We start from the raw sequence: 15,548 nt of genomic DNA, 5'->3' as shown, positions 1-15,548 counted from the left end.
CCGCCGTCGTCAACGGTCAGCCCACGTGCACCCACGGCCGCTTTGTGACATCCGGTTCGGCTTCGCGCAGGATCTCGCGCGTCACGGGAGCGATCTCGCCTTCGCCCAGCACCAGGAAGCGCAGGAGGTTCACGGCAGGGTTGCCTTCGGTCCAGCGGAAGTAGACGTGTGGCATCAGCCCGGTTACATCCCGGATGTGCAGGAGCACCGAGGCGATGGTGTTGGGCACAACCGGTCCATGGACTTCCAGGACGGCGAACCCGTGCCGCACCACACCCCGGACCTCCAGGGCCGTCTCGAAGTCCGAGGAATCGTCCACAGTGACTTCCAGGAACAGGGGCCGGTAATCGGAGGGGAAGTGGCTGGCCTCCGTGGATGACGCCAGTTTCTGCCGGTAAGCGTCCGCCGACTGGCGAAGCGGTTCGTGGGCGATGATCCCGATCGGCCCGCTGAGATTCTCCGCCATGAACTCCAGGGCCTGGGTGTCCAGCCGGACGTGCGTGGCGTGCAGTTCGAAGGACCGCAGCACCCTCGAGAGCAGCGAGATGCTGATGATCCCCAGGATGAAGAAGCCGGCAATCCGGATGCCTTCGGGACGTTCAAAGATATTGGCGACCGTTGTGTAGACAAACAGCACCGTGATGATGCCAAAGCCGATGGTCCGCTTACGCTGCTGAAGCCGGCGGGCCGAGAGTGTCACGGCCACTGCCGCCGAGGTCATCAGCACCAGGACGCCGGTGGCGTACGCCCCGCCCTGGGCATCGACGTCGGCCTCAAACAGCCAGGTGATCAGGAACCCGATCAGCGTGAAGACAAGCACGAGCGGCCGGACTGCCTTCGCCCATGCAGGGGCCATGCCGTACCGCGGCAGGTACCGGGGGACCAGGTTCAGCAAGCCGGCCATCGCGGACGCACCGGCGAACCACAGGATGGCGATGGTGCTCACGTCATAGACCGTGCCGAAGCCCGGCCCGAGGTATTCGTGGGCCAGGAACGCCAGCGCCCTGCCGTTGGCTTCGCCGCCCGGCAGGAACTCAGCCTCGGGGATCAGGACAACCGTGGTGAAGCTGCTGGTCACGAGGAAGGAACTCATGACCAGGGCGGCGGTGGTCAGCATCCGCCGGGTCCCCTGGATCCGCCCGGCCGGGTTCTCCTGGGTATCGCCCGCGCCGCCGCGGACCTGCGGCATCACCGCCACACCAGTTTCAAAGCCGGACAGCCCCAGCGCCAGCTTGGGGAAGACGAGCAGGGCGATGGCCACCGCCATCAGCGGATTTCCGTGGGAGGTGTTAAGAGCCTGCCACCAGTCACCGACGGCCACTGGGTGGGCGGCTGCCTCCGCGAGCGACCTCGCGATGACCACCACGTTGAGCCCCAGGTACAGGATCACCAGCACAACGGCGACGCCGATGGCCTCCTTGAACCCGCGCAGGAAAACGGCAGCGAGCAGGGCAAGCAGGACCAGCGTTACGGCCACCTCCTGCCCGTGCAGGGCGTCCGGTGCAAACGGATTCTCGATCAGGTGTGCCGTGGCATCGGCGGCGGACAGCGTCATGGTGATCATGAAGTCGGTGGCCGCGAAACCCAGCAGCACCAGCACCAGGAGCTTGCCCCGCCACTTGGGGAGCAGCCGCTCCAGCATGGCAATGGACCCTTCGCCGCGGTGGCTCTCGCCGGCAACCCGGCGGTAGACGGGGAGGGCGCCGAACAGAGTCACGGCCACCAGGACAAGCGTTGCCAAGGGGGAGAGGGCACCGGCCGCGAGCGCCGCGATGGCCGGCTGGTAGCCCAGCGTGGAGAAGTAGTCCACGCCGGTCAGGCACATCACCTGCCACCAGTGATGCTTCTTTTGTTCGTCCGCGAGCCCGCCCGGCCCCTGATGGGTGCCCTTGGAATCCTCCAATCCATGCAGCAGCCAACTGCCAAGGGCCTCCTTCCGCGTCGCACGGAGTGCCGAGGGATCGGCAGGGGGTCTGCTCATGGTGGTCATGAAAGCCTTTCAGTCTGCGGCACGGCACCGCGGGCACAGCCGAATCTAGTACTGCCCACTCGCCTTGGAGCTGGACTCGGGCGGATCTTGACGCATCCTTAACGCCCGTATGACCAAAGCCACCAACCCCGGGAAAGGCCCGCACGGGACGTGGGGATCCGGGTGGGAGAATGGCGGCATGGCACGGGAACGGATAGTCATTGGCCTCAACGGCAGCGATGACGCAGAACTGCTCATCCGGCGCGCCGCCAGGATTCTCGAAAGGACCGACGGCGGCGAGCTGGTGGCCGTCCACGTCCGCACCACGGGGGGTACGGCGGGCGAGTCTCCCCAGGTTTTGGAGGCGCAGCGGAGGCTGGTCAATGACCTGGGCGGGACCTACCACACCGTTTCCGCGACGGATCCGGCCCGGGCCCTGCTCGATTACGCCCGCAAGTCCAGTGCCACCCATATTGTTGTGGGGCAGTCCCGCCGCGGACCGCTTGCCGGTGTGCTGGCAGGGTTGTTCGCCGGCGGCACCGTGGAAGCCCGGGTGGTCCGCGGTGCGGGCGACGTTGATGTCCAGGTAGTTCCCCGCGTCCCGCCCCAGCGGAACGCACCACGCCGGCGGCCTGACCTGGGCCGCACCAGGGTTGCCATTGGCTTTGCGCTCGCAGCAGCCCTGCCCGCCCTGCTGCAGCTGCTGCTCGCAGCCTTCGACCACAGCGTTGCCACCGCCGTCCTGATCCAGCTTGCAGGCGCCGTTGCGGTGGCGCTGGTGGGCGGGTTGTGGCCTGCCGTGGTCGGCGCGCTGTGGAGCAGCGTGCTGGTGAACTACTTTTCCACGCCGCCCCTGGGGGACCTGGCGATCAGTGATCCCCAGGACCTCCTGTCCCTGGCCGTTTTTGTGGGGGTGTCAGTGGCGGTCGCCGGGGTGGTGGACGGGTCTGCCCGCCGGTCCAAGGAGGCTGCCCGCGCGCAGGCGGAGGCGGCGACGCTGGGCGACCTCGCCCTGGGCGCCTCCCGTTCGGAGGACACTCTGGACGGGATCCTGGCGGAGGCCTTGGACGTTTTTGGTGCCACCGGTGCCGGTGTGTACAGCAGCCGGGAGGGCACCGCGCAAGGTTCCGGTCCGACGTCGGGACTCTCCGGAGTCCGCGGCGCGGACGGCAGGATCTGGTCGCTCGTGGCCGGCGCGGGGGATACCGCCGGGTGGGAGCATGGCGTCACCGGACTGCCGGGCAGCACCGGGGAACCGGTCGACGACGACACCCGGCTGGTGCTGTTCGGCCGGGAGGTGCCGGCAGTGGAAAGCCGGTTGCTGGGTGCGTTTGCGGTCCACGTGAAAGCCCAGCTCGAACGCCGCCAGCTGGCCGTCAGCCGGCGCGAGGTGCTGCGGCTGGCCGAAGGGAACTCCATGCGCACGGCGATCCTGCGGGCGGTGTCCCACGACCTGCGGACGCCCCTGGCGGGGATCAAGCTCGCCGCCGGTGGCTTGCTGCAGCGGACCGTCACCTATACGCCCGCGGAAGAACGGGAGCTGCTGGAAACCATTGACGAATGCACGGACCGGCTGGACCAGCTGGTGGGAAACCTCTTGGACATGTCAAGGATCACCGCCGATTCCGTCCGGCCGCTGCTGGGACCCGTGCGGTGGAGCGAGGTTGTTGCGCCGGCCCTGCGCGGGCTCCCGGACGGTACAGTCCGGGTGGAGCTGCCCGCCAACATGCCGACCGTGGAGGCTGATCCGGTGCTGCTGGACCGTGTGATCGCGAACATTGTGGAAAACGCCGTCAAATACGCGCCGGGTTCGGGGATCACCATCACAGGCGCTTCCGACGGCATGGGTGCAGCCACGCTAGATGGCTATCCGTCCGGTGAACTGCGGATCATCGATCACGGCGCCGGTGTGCCCGCCGGGAAGGTGCTTGAGATGTTTCAGCCGTTCCAGCGGCTCCACGACCGGCCCCAGGCCACCGGAGTGGGACTGGGCCTGGCCGTCGCCGACGGGTTCGTCAGGGCCATGGGCGGGACGCTGACTGCACAGGAAACTCCCGGCGGCGGGCTGACCATGGTGATCAGGCTGGCCCTTTCCACCGGCTCGCCGGGCGCGCGCCACGCGGCCGTCCAGCCGCGTCAGGAGGCCACGTGAATTCGGACCAGGCTGGTTCTTCCGGCACGCAAGGCGGCCGCCGCACCAGTGTGCTGGTTGTCGACGACGATCCCCACCTGCTGAAGGCACTCCGGATCACACTCCAGGCCCACGGCTACGCCGTGGAGTCAGCGTCCGACGGCGGCACAGCCGTGCGTGCCGCTTCCCACCGTCCGCCGGACGTGATGATCCTGGACCTCGGACTGCCGGACCTGGATGGAGCGGAAGTCCTGCGGGAAGTCCGTCGATGGAGCAACCTGCCCGTACTGGTGCTGTCCGCACGCCACGGCTCATCGGACAAAGTCGACGCCCTGGATGCCGGTGCGGATGACTACATCACCAAGCCGTTCGGACTCGATGAGCTTTTGGCCCGGCTGCGGGCGCTCCTCCGCCGCGTTCCGGATCCGGCGTCGGCACCCACGGTGGCCGCATCCTCCTTCACCGTGGACTTGGCCCAGCGGCAGGTCACGAGGGACGGGGACGTTGTCCGGCTGACGCCGACCGAATGGAACATCCTGGAACTGCTGGTCCGGAACCCTGCCCGGCTGGTGACCCAGCAGCAGCTGCTGCTGGACGTCTGGGGACCGGCCTACCAGACGGAAGCCAACTACCTGCGTGTGTACATGGCCCAGTTGCGGCGGAAGCTGGAGGCCGATCCCGGGAAACCCCGCCACCTCCTCACGGAACCTGGTGTGGGATACCGCTTTATGCCCTGAAACTGCGGGGCATCAGGTTGCCGTGAACCCTATGAACGCGGCGGGAAGTGCGGCAGGATGTTGACTGTTCCGATTCCGTTTCAGTTCTGTACTTCAAGGAGAACCGGCCATGCCAACGACGCTCAACCCCTACCTTGGCTTCCGTGAGAACGCCCGCGAGGCGATGACCTTCTACCAGTCCGTCTTCGGCGGCGACCTGGCCCTCAGCACGTTCGGGGAGTTCCACGCCAGCGAAGATCCGGCGGAAGCCGACAAAATCATGCACGGCATGCTGACGGCCAGCAACGGCCTGGTCCTGATGGGGGCGGACACGCCGAACGGCATGGACCTCGCGACCGGTAGCTCCATTTCGGTTTCGCTCAGCGGCGACGACGAAGCTGAACTGCGCGGCTATTGGGAGAAGCTGTCCGCCGACGGCGGCACGGTCACCGTTCCCTTGGAGCCGGCGCCCTGGGGCGACATCTTCGGCATGTGCACGGACCGGTTCGGGACTGCCTGGCTGGTCAACGTCAATAACCCCCAGGCCGCTCCCGCGTCTTAGGCTCCCACGTCAAACCAGGACAGAGAACGACGGACCAAAGGCGATCTCTGCCAAGGAGACACCGCTTATCCGCGAGTCCTTGAGCAGGGGCTGCACGCAATGCAACCATTGATGCGTGCAGCCCCTCAATCATTTAAGGGCCGTTCCGGGCCTGCCGGCCTGACCGGGAGCGGCAATGCGGAACGTCACCCTGTACCTGGACGTCGACGGCGTCGTTTGCCCGTTCGGAGCAACGGGCACGACGCCATGGGGTTCCGGCTGGATACTTGCGAACGCCGGCGTGCTCGAAGTGGCGTATGCGGGCCAGCTGGTTGACGGGCTGAACGGGCTTTCCCGGTTGCCTGGAGTCCGGTGCGTGTGGCTCACCAGCTGGGAGGAGATGGCCGCGGAATACTTATGCCCTGCCATCGGACTTGCAGGCGGCCACTGGCCCTGCCTGACAGCGGATGGTGCCGGAACGGGGGAGGGCTGGTGGAAGCTTGCCGCCCTCCAGGAGGACCTGGCGGCCAACGCCCCGGATGGCATCGTGTGGATTGACGACCAGCTCCGCTATGAACAGGAAGCACTGGCGTGGGCCGGATTCCTGGGCCGACGCATCCTCACGGTGTCGCCCGATCCGCGCCGGGGAATCTCTCCCGCCGAACTGGCCGCCGTCGGTGGGTTTGTCACGGAGCAGCTGTTTTTGACCTGATGCCATGGACGCGTACGATCGATAGGGTTTCACGCCGGTTCTGTTAACTCCACAGGTCATTTCACATGAACTGCAGGTGAATAATGCGTTGCAGGGCACGGCGGGTAGTGGAACTGCTGAACGTCGACTCTGCAGATTGGGCAACAGGTGGATATCACCTTTATGGTGGCGCTGGTCATCGGACTGGCATTATTTTTCGACTTCACAAATGGATTCCATGACACCGCGAATGCGATGGCTACGCCCATCGCCACCGGTGCCATTAAACCGAAGACCGCTGTGACGCTCGCCGCAATCCTGAACCTGGTCGGCGCCTTCCTCTCGACGGAAGTGGCCAAAACAGTCTCCGGCGGCATCATCCGGGAAGGCTCCGACGGTGTCCAGATCACGCCGGACATTATTTTCGCCGGCCTTATGGGCGCCATCCTCTGGAACATGATCACCTGGCTCAAAGGCCTGCCGTCCAGCTCATCCCATGCACTCTTCGGCGGGCTGATCGGCGCGGCCATCGCCGGCATCGGGTTCAATTCCGTGAACCTGGAAACCCTGCTGCAGAAGGTCATCCTGCCCGCCATCTTCGCCCCGCTGATTGCCGGCCTGGTGGCGTACCTTTGCACGCGGCTCGCGTATGCCCTGACGTCGCGGCACGATCCGGAAACCGGCAGCAAGCTGACGCAGAAGCGGGGCGGGTTCCGCACCGGCCAGATCTTCACGTCCAGCCTGGTGGCGCTGGCCCACGGCACCAACGACGCCCAGAAGACCATGGGCATCATCACCCTGGTGCTGATTTCCGCCGGCACACAGTCCCCGGGTTCGGGCCCGCAGTTCTGGGTCATCACGGCATGCGCCCTGGCCATCGCCGTCGGCACCTACGCAGGTGGCTGGCGCATCATCCGGACCATGGGTTCCGGGCTCACCGAGGTCAAGCCTGCCCAGGGATTCGCAGCCGAGACCAGCACCGCCTCTGCCATCCTTGCGTCTTCCCACCTGGGCTTCGCCCTGTCCACTACGCAGGTGGCGTCAGGGTCCGTCATCGGGTCCGGAATGGGCCGTAAGGGCACCACTGTGCGGTGGAACTTGGTGGGCAAGATCGCCCTGGGCTGGCTGTTTACACTTCCCGCCGCCGGCGTTGTGGGCGCGCTGACCGCGCTGCTCGTGAAGACCGGCGTGGTGGGTGTGGTGATTGCCGCCGTCGCCGGCACCGCCGCGGTGCTGTTTATGTTCGCCTACTCCCGCAAGTCCGCGGTGGGCCACCACAATGCCGTGGAAGTCGAAGAAGCGGGCCAGGCCGTCCGCTTTGCCAAGAAGAAAGCCTTCGCCCGGGCCCGCGCCAAGGCGAACCAGCACAAGGATGTTCAGCGATGAAGTGGTTGGAACTCTTGACAGTGGCAGGTGCCACCCTGGTGTCCGCGGTGACCGTTGTGGTCCTGTATTCATTGGGCGTGCGGCTGACGGCCATCGCCGGTGACGCCCGGCAGGCCTCACCCCGCACCAAGCGCTACTTCGCCTACACCTGCTTTGGCCTCTGCGGCGTGGCTGTGCTGTTCGGGCTTTACCTGATCATTCCGTACTTCAGCAAGTAGGCCTTCAGCGCGTCAACGCCGCAGGGCTAATCTGGTTCCATGTCAAGGATCCAGTATTTTGTCGCGGCCTCCATTGACGGGTTCATCGCCACCACCAAGGATGACCTCGCCTGGCTTCTCGAGTTCGATGGCTTCGAGGGCGGCAAGGAAAGCTACGAAACCTTCATGGCCGGCGTCGGCTGCATTGTTATGGGCGGCGAGACGTACGCCTGGCTGATGGAGCACGAACCCGGCAACTGGCCGTACCCTTCCACACCCTGTTATGTGTTTACCCGGCACGAGCACGTTGCCCCGGCCGGCACGGACATCACCTTCGTCCGCGGACCCGTCCAGGAGTTCATCCAGGACTTCAAGGACCACGCCGGCGGCATGAACGTCTGGGTGGTGGGTGGCGGCAACCTCGCTGCGCAGTTCGCCAACGCAGGACTGCTGGATGACCTCATCCTTTCTGTCATCCCCGTGGTCCTGGGCGACGGCAAACGGCTGCTGCCATTGGAGGGCCCGACGTCGCCACTTGAGTTGACGGCGTCCCGCACTTTGGGACGGGGCATAGTGGAGCTCCGCTACACCTTCACCTCCCCGGTTCCGGCCGGTTAGGAGCTTCCCGCCTAAGGCGCTTAGGCCTCCGCGGGCTCGTTGTCCCGCAGCATGTTGGTGAGGCGTGCGGTGGAGAGGCGGCGGCCTTGTTCGTCGGTCATCACGATTTCATGCGTTGTCAGTGTCCGGCCCAGGTGGATCGCGGTGCAGGTACCTGTCACGGTGCCCGCGGCGATTGCACGGTGGTGTGTGGCGCTCACTTCGATGCCCAGGGCATGCCTGCCGGCGCCGGCGTGCATCCCGGCGGCGAAGGACCCCAGGGTTTCGGCCAGCACCACATGGGCGCCGCCGTGGAGGATGCCCGCCACCTGGGTGTTCCCTTCCACCGGCATGGTGGCCACCGTTCGTTCCGGGCTCATCTCCAGGAAGTGGATCCCCATCTTCACCACCAGGGCACCGATGCCCAGGCGGCCGAGCCAGTCGTGGAGGTGCGCCGGGATGCCTGCTGTGACCAATTCCTCAGTGAAGGGCCCGGGCGTGAAATTGTCCATCATGGGAACTAGGCTGGCACCTGTGAGTGAAACTACCAAACCGGCCCCCTTCCCGTCCGAGACCGCAGTGCTTGACGCTGATGCTGCCCTGCAGGACATCAACGTCCTACCGGCCGGAGGCCAGGTTTCCGCCACGGAAGCCCCCGTGGTTCCCATCACCGGACAGCCGCGGCTCCTGGTGCTGGACGGCCACTCGATGGCTTTCCGCGCGTTCTTCGCCTTGCCGGCGGACAAGTTCTCCACCGCCAACGGACAGCACACCAACGCCATCCACGGCTTCACGTCCATGCTCATCAACCTGATCAAGGAACAGAAGCCCACCCACATTTGTGTCGCCTTCGACGTCTCGGATGACACCACGCACCGCAAAGCCGAGTACAGCGAGTACAAGGGGGGACGCAACGAAACACCCCGTGAGATGAGCGGCCAGATCGACCTCATCGACAAGGTCATGGGCGCCTGGGGCATCAAAACCATCAAACTGCCCGGCTATGAGGCCGATGACATCCTGGCCACCCTCGCCGCCATGGGGGAAAAGGCCGGTTTCGAGGTGCTGCTCGTCTCGGGCGACCGTGACGCCTTCCAGCTGATCACGGACAACGTTTTTGTGCTGTACCCGCGGAAGGGCGTCAGCGACATTCCCCGGATGGACGCGGCAGCCATCCAGGAAAAGTATTTTGTGACGCCGGCCCAGTATTCGGACCTTGCCGCGTTGGTGGGGGAGACCGCGGACAACCTCCCGGGCGTTCCGGGCGTCGGCCCGAAAACCGCGGCCAAGTGGATCAACCTTTACGGCGGACTTGAGGGCGTCCTCGAGCACCTGGACGCGATCGGAGGCAAAGTGGGCGATGCCCTCCGGGAAAACGTGGAGGACGTCAAACGCAACCGACGCCTGAACAGGCTCCACACGGATCTCGAACTTCCGCTCACCCTGGATGATCTCGCGGAACCGCGGCCGGACGAAGCCGCGCTGGAGGCTTTGTTCGACGAACTTGAATTCAAGACCATCCGTACCCGGCTCTTTGCCCTGTACGGCAGTGAAGAGGTGGAATCTGCGGAGCGCGAAACCATCGCTGCGCCGGACGTCGTGATTCCCGCAGGGGCAGCCGAGCTGGGTGCCTTCCTGGCGGCCGGCGCTGGCAAGACGTCCGCAGTCGCCGTCGACCTGGCGCCCGGGCGGATCGGCGAGGACGCCGCCGCACTGGCCATCGTCCGTGACGATGCCGCCGTCTATATCGACCTCGCCACGCAGGACGCCGCAGCCGAAAACGTCTTGGCCGACTGGCTGCGCGATGAAAGCTCGTCAAAGGTCATGCACGGCTACAAGGCTGCGTTGAAGGCCCTGTCCAGCCGTGGCCTGGGACTGGAAGGCGTGGTGGATGACACCTCAATTTCCGGATACCTCATCCAGCCGGACCGCCGCACCTATGAACTCGCCGAGTTGGCCCAGCACCACCTCAACGTCAGTGTCTCGGCGGAGACCTCCAAGGCGGGACAGCTGGAGCTGGCGTTCGACGGCGACGACGCCGCCGCTGCCGGCGCGCTGGTCCATGTGGCGGCCGTGGTCCAGGCCCTGAGCCGGCACTTCGCATCAGAACTCACCGAACGCAAGGCGGGGGACCTGCTGACCACCCTGGAACTGCCCGTCAGCCGCGTGCTGGCCGACATGGAAACCGCGGGCATCGCCATCGACCTGCCGCGCATGGACGAGCAGATCGCCGATCTGGCCAAGGTGATCGACAACGCACAGGAACTTGCTTTCGCCGCGATCGGCCACGAGGTTAATCTCGGATCGCCCAAGCAGCTGCAGACCGTGCTCTTTGACGAACTCGAATTGCCGAAAACGAAGAAGATCAAGTCCGGCTACACCACCGATGCCGCGTCGCTGAAGAACCTGCTGGAAAAGACCGGGCACGAATTCCTGGTCCAGCTGATGGCGCACCGGGAGTCCTCGAAGCTGCGCCAGATGCTGGAGTCGCTTAAGAAGTCCGTGACGGAAGACGGCCGGATCCACACCACCTACGCGCAGAACGTGGCAGCGACGGGCCGGATCTCCTCCAACAATCCCAACCTGCAGAACATCCCCATCCGCAGCGAGGAAGGCCGGCGTGTCCGCGGCATTTTTGTGGTCAGTGACGGCTACGAGTGCCTGCTGTCCGCGGACTACTCACAGATCGAAATGCGGATCATGGCGCACCTTTCGGGCGACGCAGGCCTGATCCAGGCCTACCAGGACGGCGAAGACCTCCACCGGTTTGTGGGCTCGAACATCTTCCATGTGCCCACCGAAGAAGTCACCAGTGCCATGCGCTCCAAGGTCAAGGCGATGTCCTACGGCCTCGCCTATGGCCTGACCTCGTTTGGCCTGTCCAAGCAGCTGGAAATTTCCGTGGACGAGGCCCGCACCCTGATGAAGGACTACTTTGACCGGTTCGGGGCCGTCCGCGACTACCTCCGCGGAGTGGTGGACCAGGCCCGGGTGGACGGCTATACGGCCACCATCGAGGGGCGTCGCCGCTACCTGCCGGACCTCACCAGCACGGACCGGCAGCTGCGCGAAAACGCGGAGCGCATCGCGCTGAACTCACCCATCCAGGGATCGGCCGCAGACATCATCAAACGCGCCATGCTGGGCGTGCACGCTGAACTGGCGGCCCAGGGCCTGAAGTCCCGCATGCTCCTGCAGGTCCATGACGAACTGGTGCTTGAAGTCGCCGCCGGCGAACGTGTTGCGGTCGAGAAGCTCGTCACCGAGCAGATGGGCTCGGCCGCGGACCTCAGCGTCCCGCTGGATGTCCAGATCGGTGTGGGCCCCAGCTGGTACGACGCCGGCCACTAGGCTGCTGGGAGCGGGCTGCTGGGAACGAATGGGCGGGGCGCGATGGACAAGTACGACGTCAAGAAACAGTTCAAGGATCTGTACGCGCCCCGGGCCCGGGACTTCGAGGTGGTCACCGTTCCCCCGCTGAGCTACCTGATGCTGGACGGGCAAGGTAATCCGGGGACGGCCCCCGCCTACGCCGCCGCCCTCGAGGCCCTGTATTCGGTGTCCTACGCCGTCAAGTTCGCCAGCAAGCACGCGGGCCGGGACTACGTCGTCGGGCCGCTGGAGGGCCTGTGGACAGCAGACGATGCTGACGCCTTCACCCGGGGCGAGAAGGACAGCTGGAAGTGGACCATGATGATCCATCAGCCAGGCTGGATCGGCGCCGCCGAGGTGCAGGACGGTATCGCGGAGGCGGCGGCGAAGAACGTTCCGGGGCTGGACCTGCTCCGCCTTGAGACCCTCGATGAAGGCCTCTCGCTGCAGATCCTGCACATCGGCAGCTACGACGACGAGGCCCCCACGCTGCACCGCCTGCACAGTGAATACATGCCGTCCAAGGGCTTCGGATTTGCCGGCCTGCACCACGAGATCTACCTCAGTGACGCCCGCAGGGTGGCACCGGAGAAGCTCAAAACCATCCTCCGCCAACCTGTGCGGCGGCCCTGAGCCATTTCCCGCCGGCTCTGCGGAACTTCCTGCCTGCGGGCGTGTTGCTGCTGGCCAGGCGCCGGAATCATTGGTTAGGCTCGGCGGTGTGGCTGAACTGAGTGATGACTATGAAATCCGGCGCTTCCCAGCGGCATCCAAAGGCGAGGCGGGTTATCCCGACGCCGAATCATGGGTGAAGGCGGTCGCCTTTGGCTTCCACGAATCCACGCGGACACCGGCGCATGTTGCCAAATCCTTGGAGACCTACGCAGCTGACCGGCGGATCTTCACCGGCGCCTACCAGACCCGCGAAGTCGCGCCTGGGTCGCTCCCCGCGGAGGTACCGGTGGCAACCTTCGGCACCCTGCGCAAAACACTCAACATCGGCTTCGGCCGGCTGCTGGAAACCCAACTGGTCACAGCAGTAACGGTCCGGACTTCGCATCGGCGGCGCGGCCTGCTGCGCCGGATGATGTCCGAGGACCTGGCCATGGCGAAGGACGATGGCCTGGCAATGGCCGCCCTGACAGCGTCCGAGGGCTCCATCTATGGACGCTTTGGCTACGGCGTGGCCAGCTTCGAACGGACCGTGAAAGTGGACACCACTGCCCGGTTCCGGCTTAATCACCACGCCGTCGGTACCGTGGATGTCGCGGACCCGCGCGTGCTGCTGGACCTGGCGCCGGTCGTCTTCGACTGCGTGCACCGCCTGACGCCGGGATCGATCGGCCGCCAGGACTGGTACCGCCAGCTGGCTTCAGGGTCCTTGGGCCGCGAGGGCAAGGAAGATCCTGCCGTCAAGGCGGCACTGCACTACGGCCCCGACGGCGCCGTGGACGGCTACGTTTCCTACAAATTCCTTGGCTGGGACACCGAGCCCTACACCATGCAGGTAGTGGACCTCGTGGCGGCCACGAACGAGGCGTACCTGGAGCTCTGGCAGTTCCTGGCCGCCATCGACCTGGTGGAACGCGTCACGTGGGAGGAAGCACCGCTGGATGACCCGCTGACCTGGGCACTGGCCGATCCCCGCTGCATCGATTCCTCAGACAGCCGGGACATGCTCTGGCTCCGCATCCTGGACGTGGCCCAGGCGCTGGAAGCCCGGCATTACCCGGTGGACGGAAGGCTGGTGCTCGAGGTGCAGGACCCGCTTGGCCTCACGGCGGGAACGTTTGCCGTGGACGTCAGTGGCGGCGAGGCCGCCGTCGTGCGTCTGGAAGCTGCGCAGGATCCGGACCTGACGCTGGATGTCTCCGCACTGTCATCCATCTACCTCGGCGCCGTCAGCCCGGTGACCCTGACGGCGGCAGGCCGGATCCGTGAACACACCCAAGGCGCGGCGCTCCGGGCGCGCGGGATGTTCGCGGTGGAACGCGCCACACACTGCCTCACGCACTTCTGAGCCCCGGCATTGCAGGCACGCTCAGCCAGGCCGGTCATTGCCATGCGCTTTGACCCTCGTTGGCCGCTGCGACTAGAATAAGTGGGCGCGTACTACGTGCGCGTTTCTAGAATCCACAAATCAGGAAGACCCGGAAGATCCCTGCGATCGCCCGAAGACCTGCGCCTGCGTTCCATAACGCGGGCGCGGCGGTTTGCCTGACCGACTAACTATCCACAACGGAGCCCCTACTACATGACCATCACCTCCACCGAGAAGCCCGGTACCCCCGTAGTCGCCATTAACGACATCGGTACCGCTGAGGACTTCCTCGCAGCAGTCGACGCCACCATCAAGTACTTCAACGACGGAGACCTCGTCGAAGGTACCGTCGTCAAGGTCGACCGCGATGAAGTTCTGCTCGACATCGGTTACAAGACCGAAGGTGTCATCCCCTCCCGCGAGCTGTCCATCAAGCACGACGTTGATCCCGGAGACGTTGTCTCCGTTGGCGATCTCGTCGAAGCCCTGGTGCTCACCAAGGAAGACAAAGAAGGCCGCCTGATCCTCTCCAAGAAGCGGGCTCAGTACGAGCGCGCCTGGGGCGACATCGAGAAGGTCAAGGAAGAAGACGGTGTTGTCACCGGTACCGTCATCGAGGTTGTCAAGGGTGGTCTTATCCTCGACATCGGTCTGCGCGGCTTCCTGCCCGCATCCCTCGTCGAGATGCGCCGTGTGCGCGACCTCGCTCCGTACATCGGTCAGAAGATCGAAGCCAAAATCATCGAGCTGGACAAGAACCGCAACAACGTTGTGCTGTCCCGCCGTGCCTGGCTCGAGCAGACCCAGTCCGAGGTTCGCTCCACGTTCCTCAACAAGCTGGAAAAGGGCCAGGTTCGTCCCGGCGTCGTTTCCTCCATCGTCAACTTCGGTGCATTCGTGGACCTGGGCGGCGTAGACGGCCTCGTTCACGTTTCCGAGCTGTCCTGGAAGCACATCGACCACCCGTCCGAGGTTGTCGAAGTTGGCCAGGAAGTCACTGTCGAGGTTCTCGAAGTCGATCTGGACCGCGAGCGTGTTTCCCTGTCGCTCAAGGCTACGCAGGAAGATCCGTGGCAGACCTTCGCCCGCACCCACGCCCTCGGGCAGGTTGTTCCGGGTAAGGTCACCAAGCTCGTTCCGTTCGGTGCGTTCGTACGCGTCGAAGACGGCATCGAAGGCCTCGTGCACATCTCCGAACTGGCAGTCCGCCACGTGGAGCTGGCCGAGCAGGTTGTCTCCGTTGGTGACGAGCTGTTCGTCAAGGTCATCGACATCGACCTCGAGCGCCGCCGTATCTCCCTCTCCCTCAAGCAGGCTAACGAGGGCGTTGACGCCGAGTCCACCGAATTCGATCCGGCTCTCTACGGCATGTCCGCTGAGTACGACGAAGAGGGCAACTACAAGTACCCGGAGGGCTTCGACCCGGAGTCCAACGAGTGGCTTGAAGGCTACGAGAACCAGCGCGCCGTTTGGGAGCAGCAGTACGCTGACGCCCAGACCCGCTGGGAAGCACACAAGAAGCAGGTTGCCCAGCACGCTGCCGACGACGCTGCAGCTGCAACGTCCGGTGACAGCGATTCCGGCACCACCAGCTACTCCTCGGAGCCTGCTGCTGAGTCCAACGCCGGTGCAGGCACGCTTGCATCCGACGAGGCTCTTGCTGCTCTGCGCGAGAAGCTGACCGGCAACTAATTGCCACCGGCCCGGGGCTTCCCGGGCCAACACAGCGGGCCCCTGCGAAAGCAGGGGCCCGCTGTGTTTAACCGGCCCGGCCGACCGGAGTGCGTCATTTATGGCCGCTTCAGCACGGGTCGGCCCCGCCATTCCGGGCTTCGGGCCATGGCCGGGCCGCAAAAGTTACGCATTCCCGTCCGCGGGCTTATCCCATCAGCCCAGCAATCAGGGCC

At 65.2% G+C, this 15,548-nt stretch carries 13 protein-coding genes; 11 read left to right on the top strand and 2 right to left on the bottom strand.

Annotation, left to right across the window (positions count from 1 at the left end; translation table 11 throughout):
- Positions 1 to 16 precede the first annotated feature (16 nt).
- Complete coding sequence (locus AU252_RS22185; protein WP_058932551.1) at positions 17 to 1,990, bottom strand: hypothetical protein; 1,974 nt, start codon at positions 1,988 to 1,990, stop codon at positions 17 to 19.
- A 178-nt stretch (positions 1,991 to 2,168) separates the two neighbouring features.
- On the opposite strand from AU252_RS22185, the gene AU252_RS22180 reads away from it, so the two are divergent.
- From AU252_RS22180 to AU252_RS22150, 7 genes are all read left to right on the top strand, one after another.
- The gene (locus tag AU252_RS22180) at positions 2,169 to 4,121 is read left to right on the top strand and encodes a DUF4118 domain-containing protein (RefSeq protein ID WP_058932550.1); all 1,953 of its coding nucleotides are present in this window, start codon (positions 2,169 to 2,171) and stop codon (positions 4,119 to 4,121) included.
- Positions 4,118 to 4,837, top strand: coding sequence for a response regulator (locus tag AU252_RS22175; RefSeq protein WP_058932549.1), 720 nt, complete (start codon positions 4,118 to 4,120; stop codon positions 4,835 to 4,837). The genes AU252_RS22180 and AU252_RS22175 overlap by 4 nt, the downstream gene beginning before the upstream one ends.
- A gap of 109 nt (positions 4,838 to 4,946) precedes the next feature.
- The gene (locus AU252_RS22170) at positions 4,947 to 5,378 is read left to right on the top strand and encodes a VOC family protein (protein WP_058932548.1); all 432 of its coding nucleotides are present in this window, start codon (positions 4,947 to 4,949) and stop codon (positions 5,376 to 5,378) included.
- Positions 5,379 to 5,553: 175 nt separating this feature from the next.
- Positions 5,554 to 6,069 carry an HAD domain-containing protein gene (locus AU252_RS22165; RefSeq protein WP_058932547.1) on the top strand — a complete coding sequence of 172 codons (516 nt, stop codon included), beginning with the start codon at positions 5,554 to 5,556 and terminating at the stop codon, positions 6,067 to 6,069.
- Between the two features lie 147 nt (positions 6,070 to 6,216).
- Positions 6,217 to 7,434, top strand: coding sequence for an inorganic phosphate transporter (locus AU252_RS22160; protein ID WP_058932546.1), 1,218 nt, complete (start codon positions 6,217 to 6,219; stop codon positions 7,432 to 7,434).
- Complete coding sequence (locus AU252_RS22155; RefSeq protein ID WP_058932545.1) at positions 7,431 to 7,652, top strand: hypothetical protein; 222 nt, start codon at positions 7,431 to 7,433, stop codon at positions 7,650 to 7,652. Before AU252_RS22160 ends, AU252_RS22155 begins: the two co-directional genes overlap by 4 nt.
- Positions 7,653 to 7,691: 39 nt before the next feature.
- On the top strand, positions 7,692 to 8,249 hold the full coding sequence (locus AU252_RS22150) for a dihydrofolate reductase family protein (RefSeq protein WP_058932544.1): 558 nt from the start codon (positions 7,692 to 7,694) through the stop codon (positions 8,247 to 8,249).
- 20 nt (positions 8,250 to 8,269) lie between these two features.
- Here AU252_RS22150 and AU252_RS22145 read toward each other — a convergent pair whose 3' ends face one another.
- Positions 8,270 to 8,743, bottom strand: coding sequence for a hotdog fold thioesterase (locus tag AU252_RS22145; protein ID WP_099093412.1), 474 nt, complete (start codon positions 8,741 to 8,743; stop codon positions 8,270 to 8,272).
- Between the two features lie 193 nt (positions 8,744 to 8,936).
- On the opposite strand from AU252_RS22145, the gene polA reads away from it, so the two are divergent.
- The 4 genes from polA to rpsA all read left to right on the top strand — a co-directional run bounded on the left by polA (position 8,937) and on the right by rpsA (position 15,333).
- A complete protein-coding gene (gene polA, locus AU252_RS22140; RefSeq protein ID WP_058932543.1) occupies positions 8,937 to 11,579 on the top strand; it encodes a DNA polymerase I in 2,643 nt (880 codons plus the stop codon).
- A 42-nt stretch (positions 11,580 to 11,621) separates the two neighbouring features.
- Positions 11,622 to 12,233 carry a GyrI-like domain-containing protein gene (locus AU252_RS22135; protein ID WP_058932542.1) on the top strand — a complete coding sequence of 204 codons (612 nt, stop codon included), beginning with the start codon at positions 11,622 to 11,624 and terminating at the stop codon, positions 12,231 to 12,233.
- A gap of 97 nt (positions 12,234 to 12,330) precedes the next feature.
- On the top strand, positions 12,331 to 13,620 hold the full coding sequence (locus AU252_RS22130; protein WP_058933105.1) for a GNAT family N-acetyltransferase: 1,290 nt from the start codon (positions 12,331 to 12,333) through the stop codon (positions 13,618 to 13,620).
- Between the two features lie 234 nt (positions 13,621 to 13,854).
- On the top strand, positions 13,855 to 15,333 hold the full coding sequence (gene rpsA, locus AU252_RS22125; protein ID WP_056339708.1) for a 30S ribosomal protein S1: 1,479 nt from the start codon (positions 13,855 to 13,857) through the stop codon (positions 15,331 to 15,333).
- Positions 15,334 to 15,548 lie beyond the last annotated feature (215 nt).

Origin of the sequence: Pseudarthrobacter sulfonivorans (genome assembly GCF_001484605.1) — a bacterium.
GTDB lineage: Bacteria > Actinomycetota > Actinomycetes > Actinomycetales > Micrococcaceae > Arthrobacter > Arthrobacter sulfonivorans_A.
The sequence above is the reverse complement of the archived record's forward strand: the minus strand, read 5'-3'. Positions and strand labels throughout refer to the sequence as shown.

Excerpts from the sequence above, each read along its gene's own strand:
- AU252_RS22185 (WP_058932551.1), bottom strand. The coding sequence starts at position 1,990 with ATGACCACCATGAGCAGACCCCCTGCCGATCCCTCGGCACTCCGTGCG.
- AU252_RS22180 (WP_058932550.1), top strand. The coding sequence starts at position 2,169 with ATGGCACGGGAACGGATAGTCATTGGCCTCAACGGCAGCGATGACGCA.
- AU252_RS22170 (WP_058932548.1), top strand. The coding sequence starts at position 4,947 with ATGCCAACGACGCTCAACCCCTACCTTGGCTTCCGTGAGAACGCCCGC.
- AU252_RS22165 (WP_058932547.1), top strand. The coding sequence starts at position 5,554 with ATGCGGAACGTCACCCTGTACCTGGACGTCGACGGCGTCGTTTGCCCG.
- AU252_RS22155 (WP_058932545.1), top strand. The coding sequence starts at position 7,431 with ATGAAGTGGTTGGAACTCTTGACAGTGGCAGGTGCCACCCTGGTGTCC.
- AU252_RS22150 (WP_058932544.1), top strand. The coding sequence starts at position 7,692 with ATGTCAAGGATCCAGTATTTTGTCGCGGCCTCCATTGACGGGTTCATC.
- AU252_RS22145 (WP_099093412.1), bottom strand. The coding sequence starts at position 8,743 with ATGATGGACAATTTCACGCCCGGGCCCTTCACTGAGGAATTGGTCACA.
- polA (WP_058932543.1), top strand. The coding sequence starts at position 8,937 with ATGGCTTTCCGCGCGTTCTTCGCCTTGCCGGCGGACAAGTTCTCCACC.
- AU252_RS22135 (WP_058932542.1), top strand. The coding sequence starts at position 11,622 with ATGGACAAGTACGACGTCAAGAAACAGTTCAAGGATCTGTACGCGCCC.
- rpsA (WP_056339708.1), top strand. The coding sequence starts at position 13,855 with ATGACCATCACCTCCACCGAGAAGCCCGGTACCCCCGTAGTCGCCATT.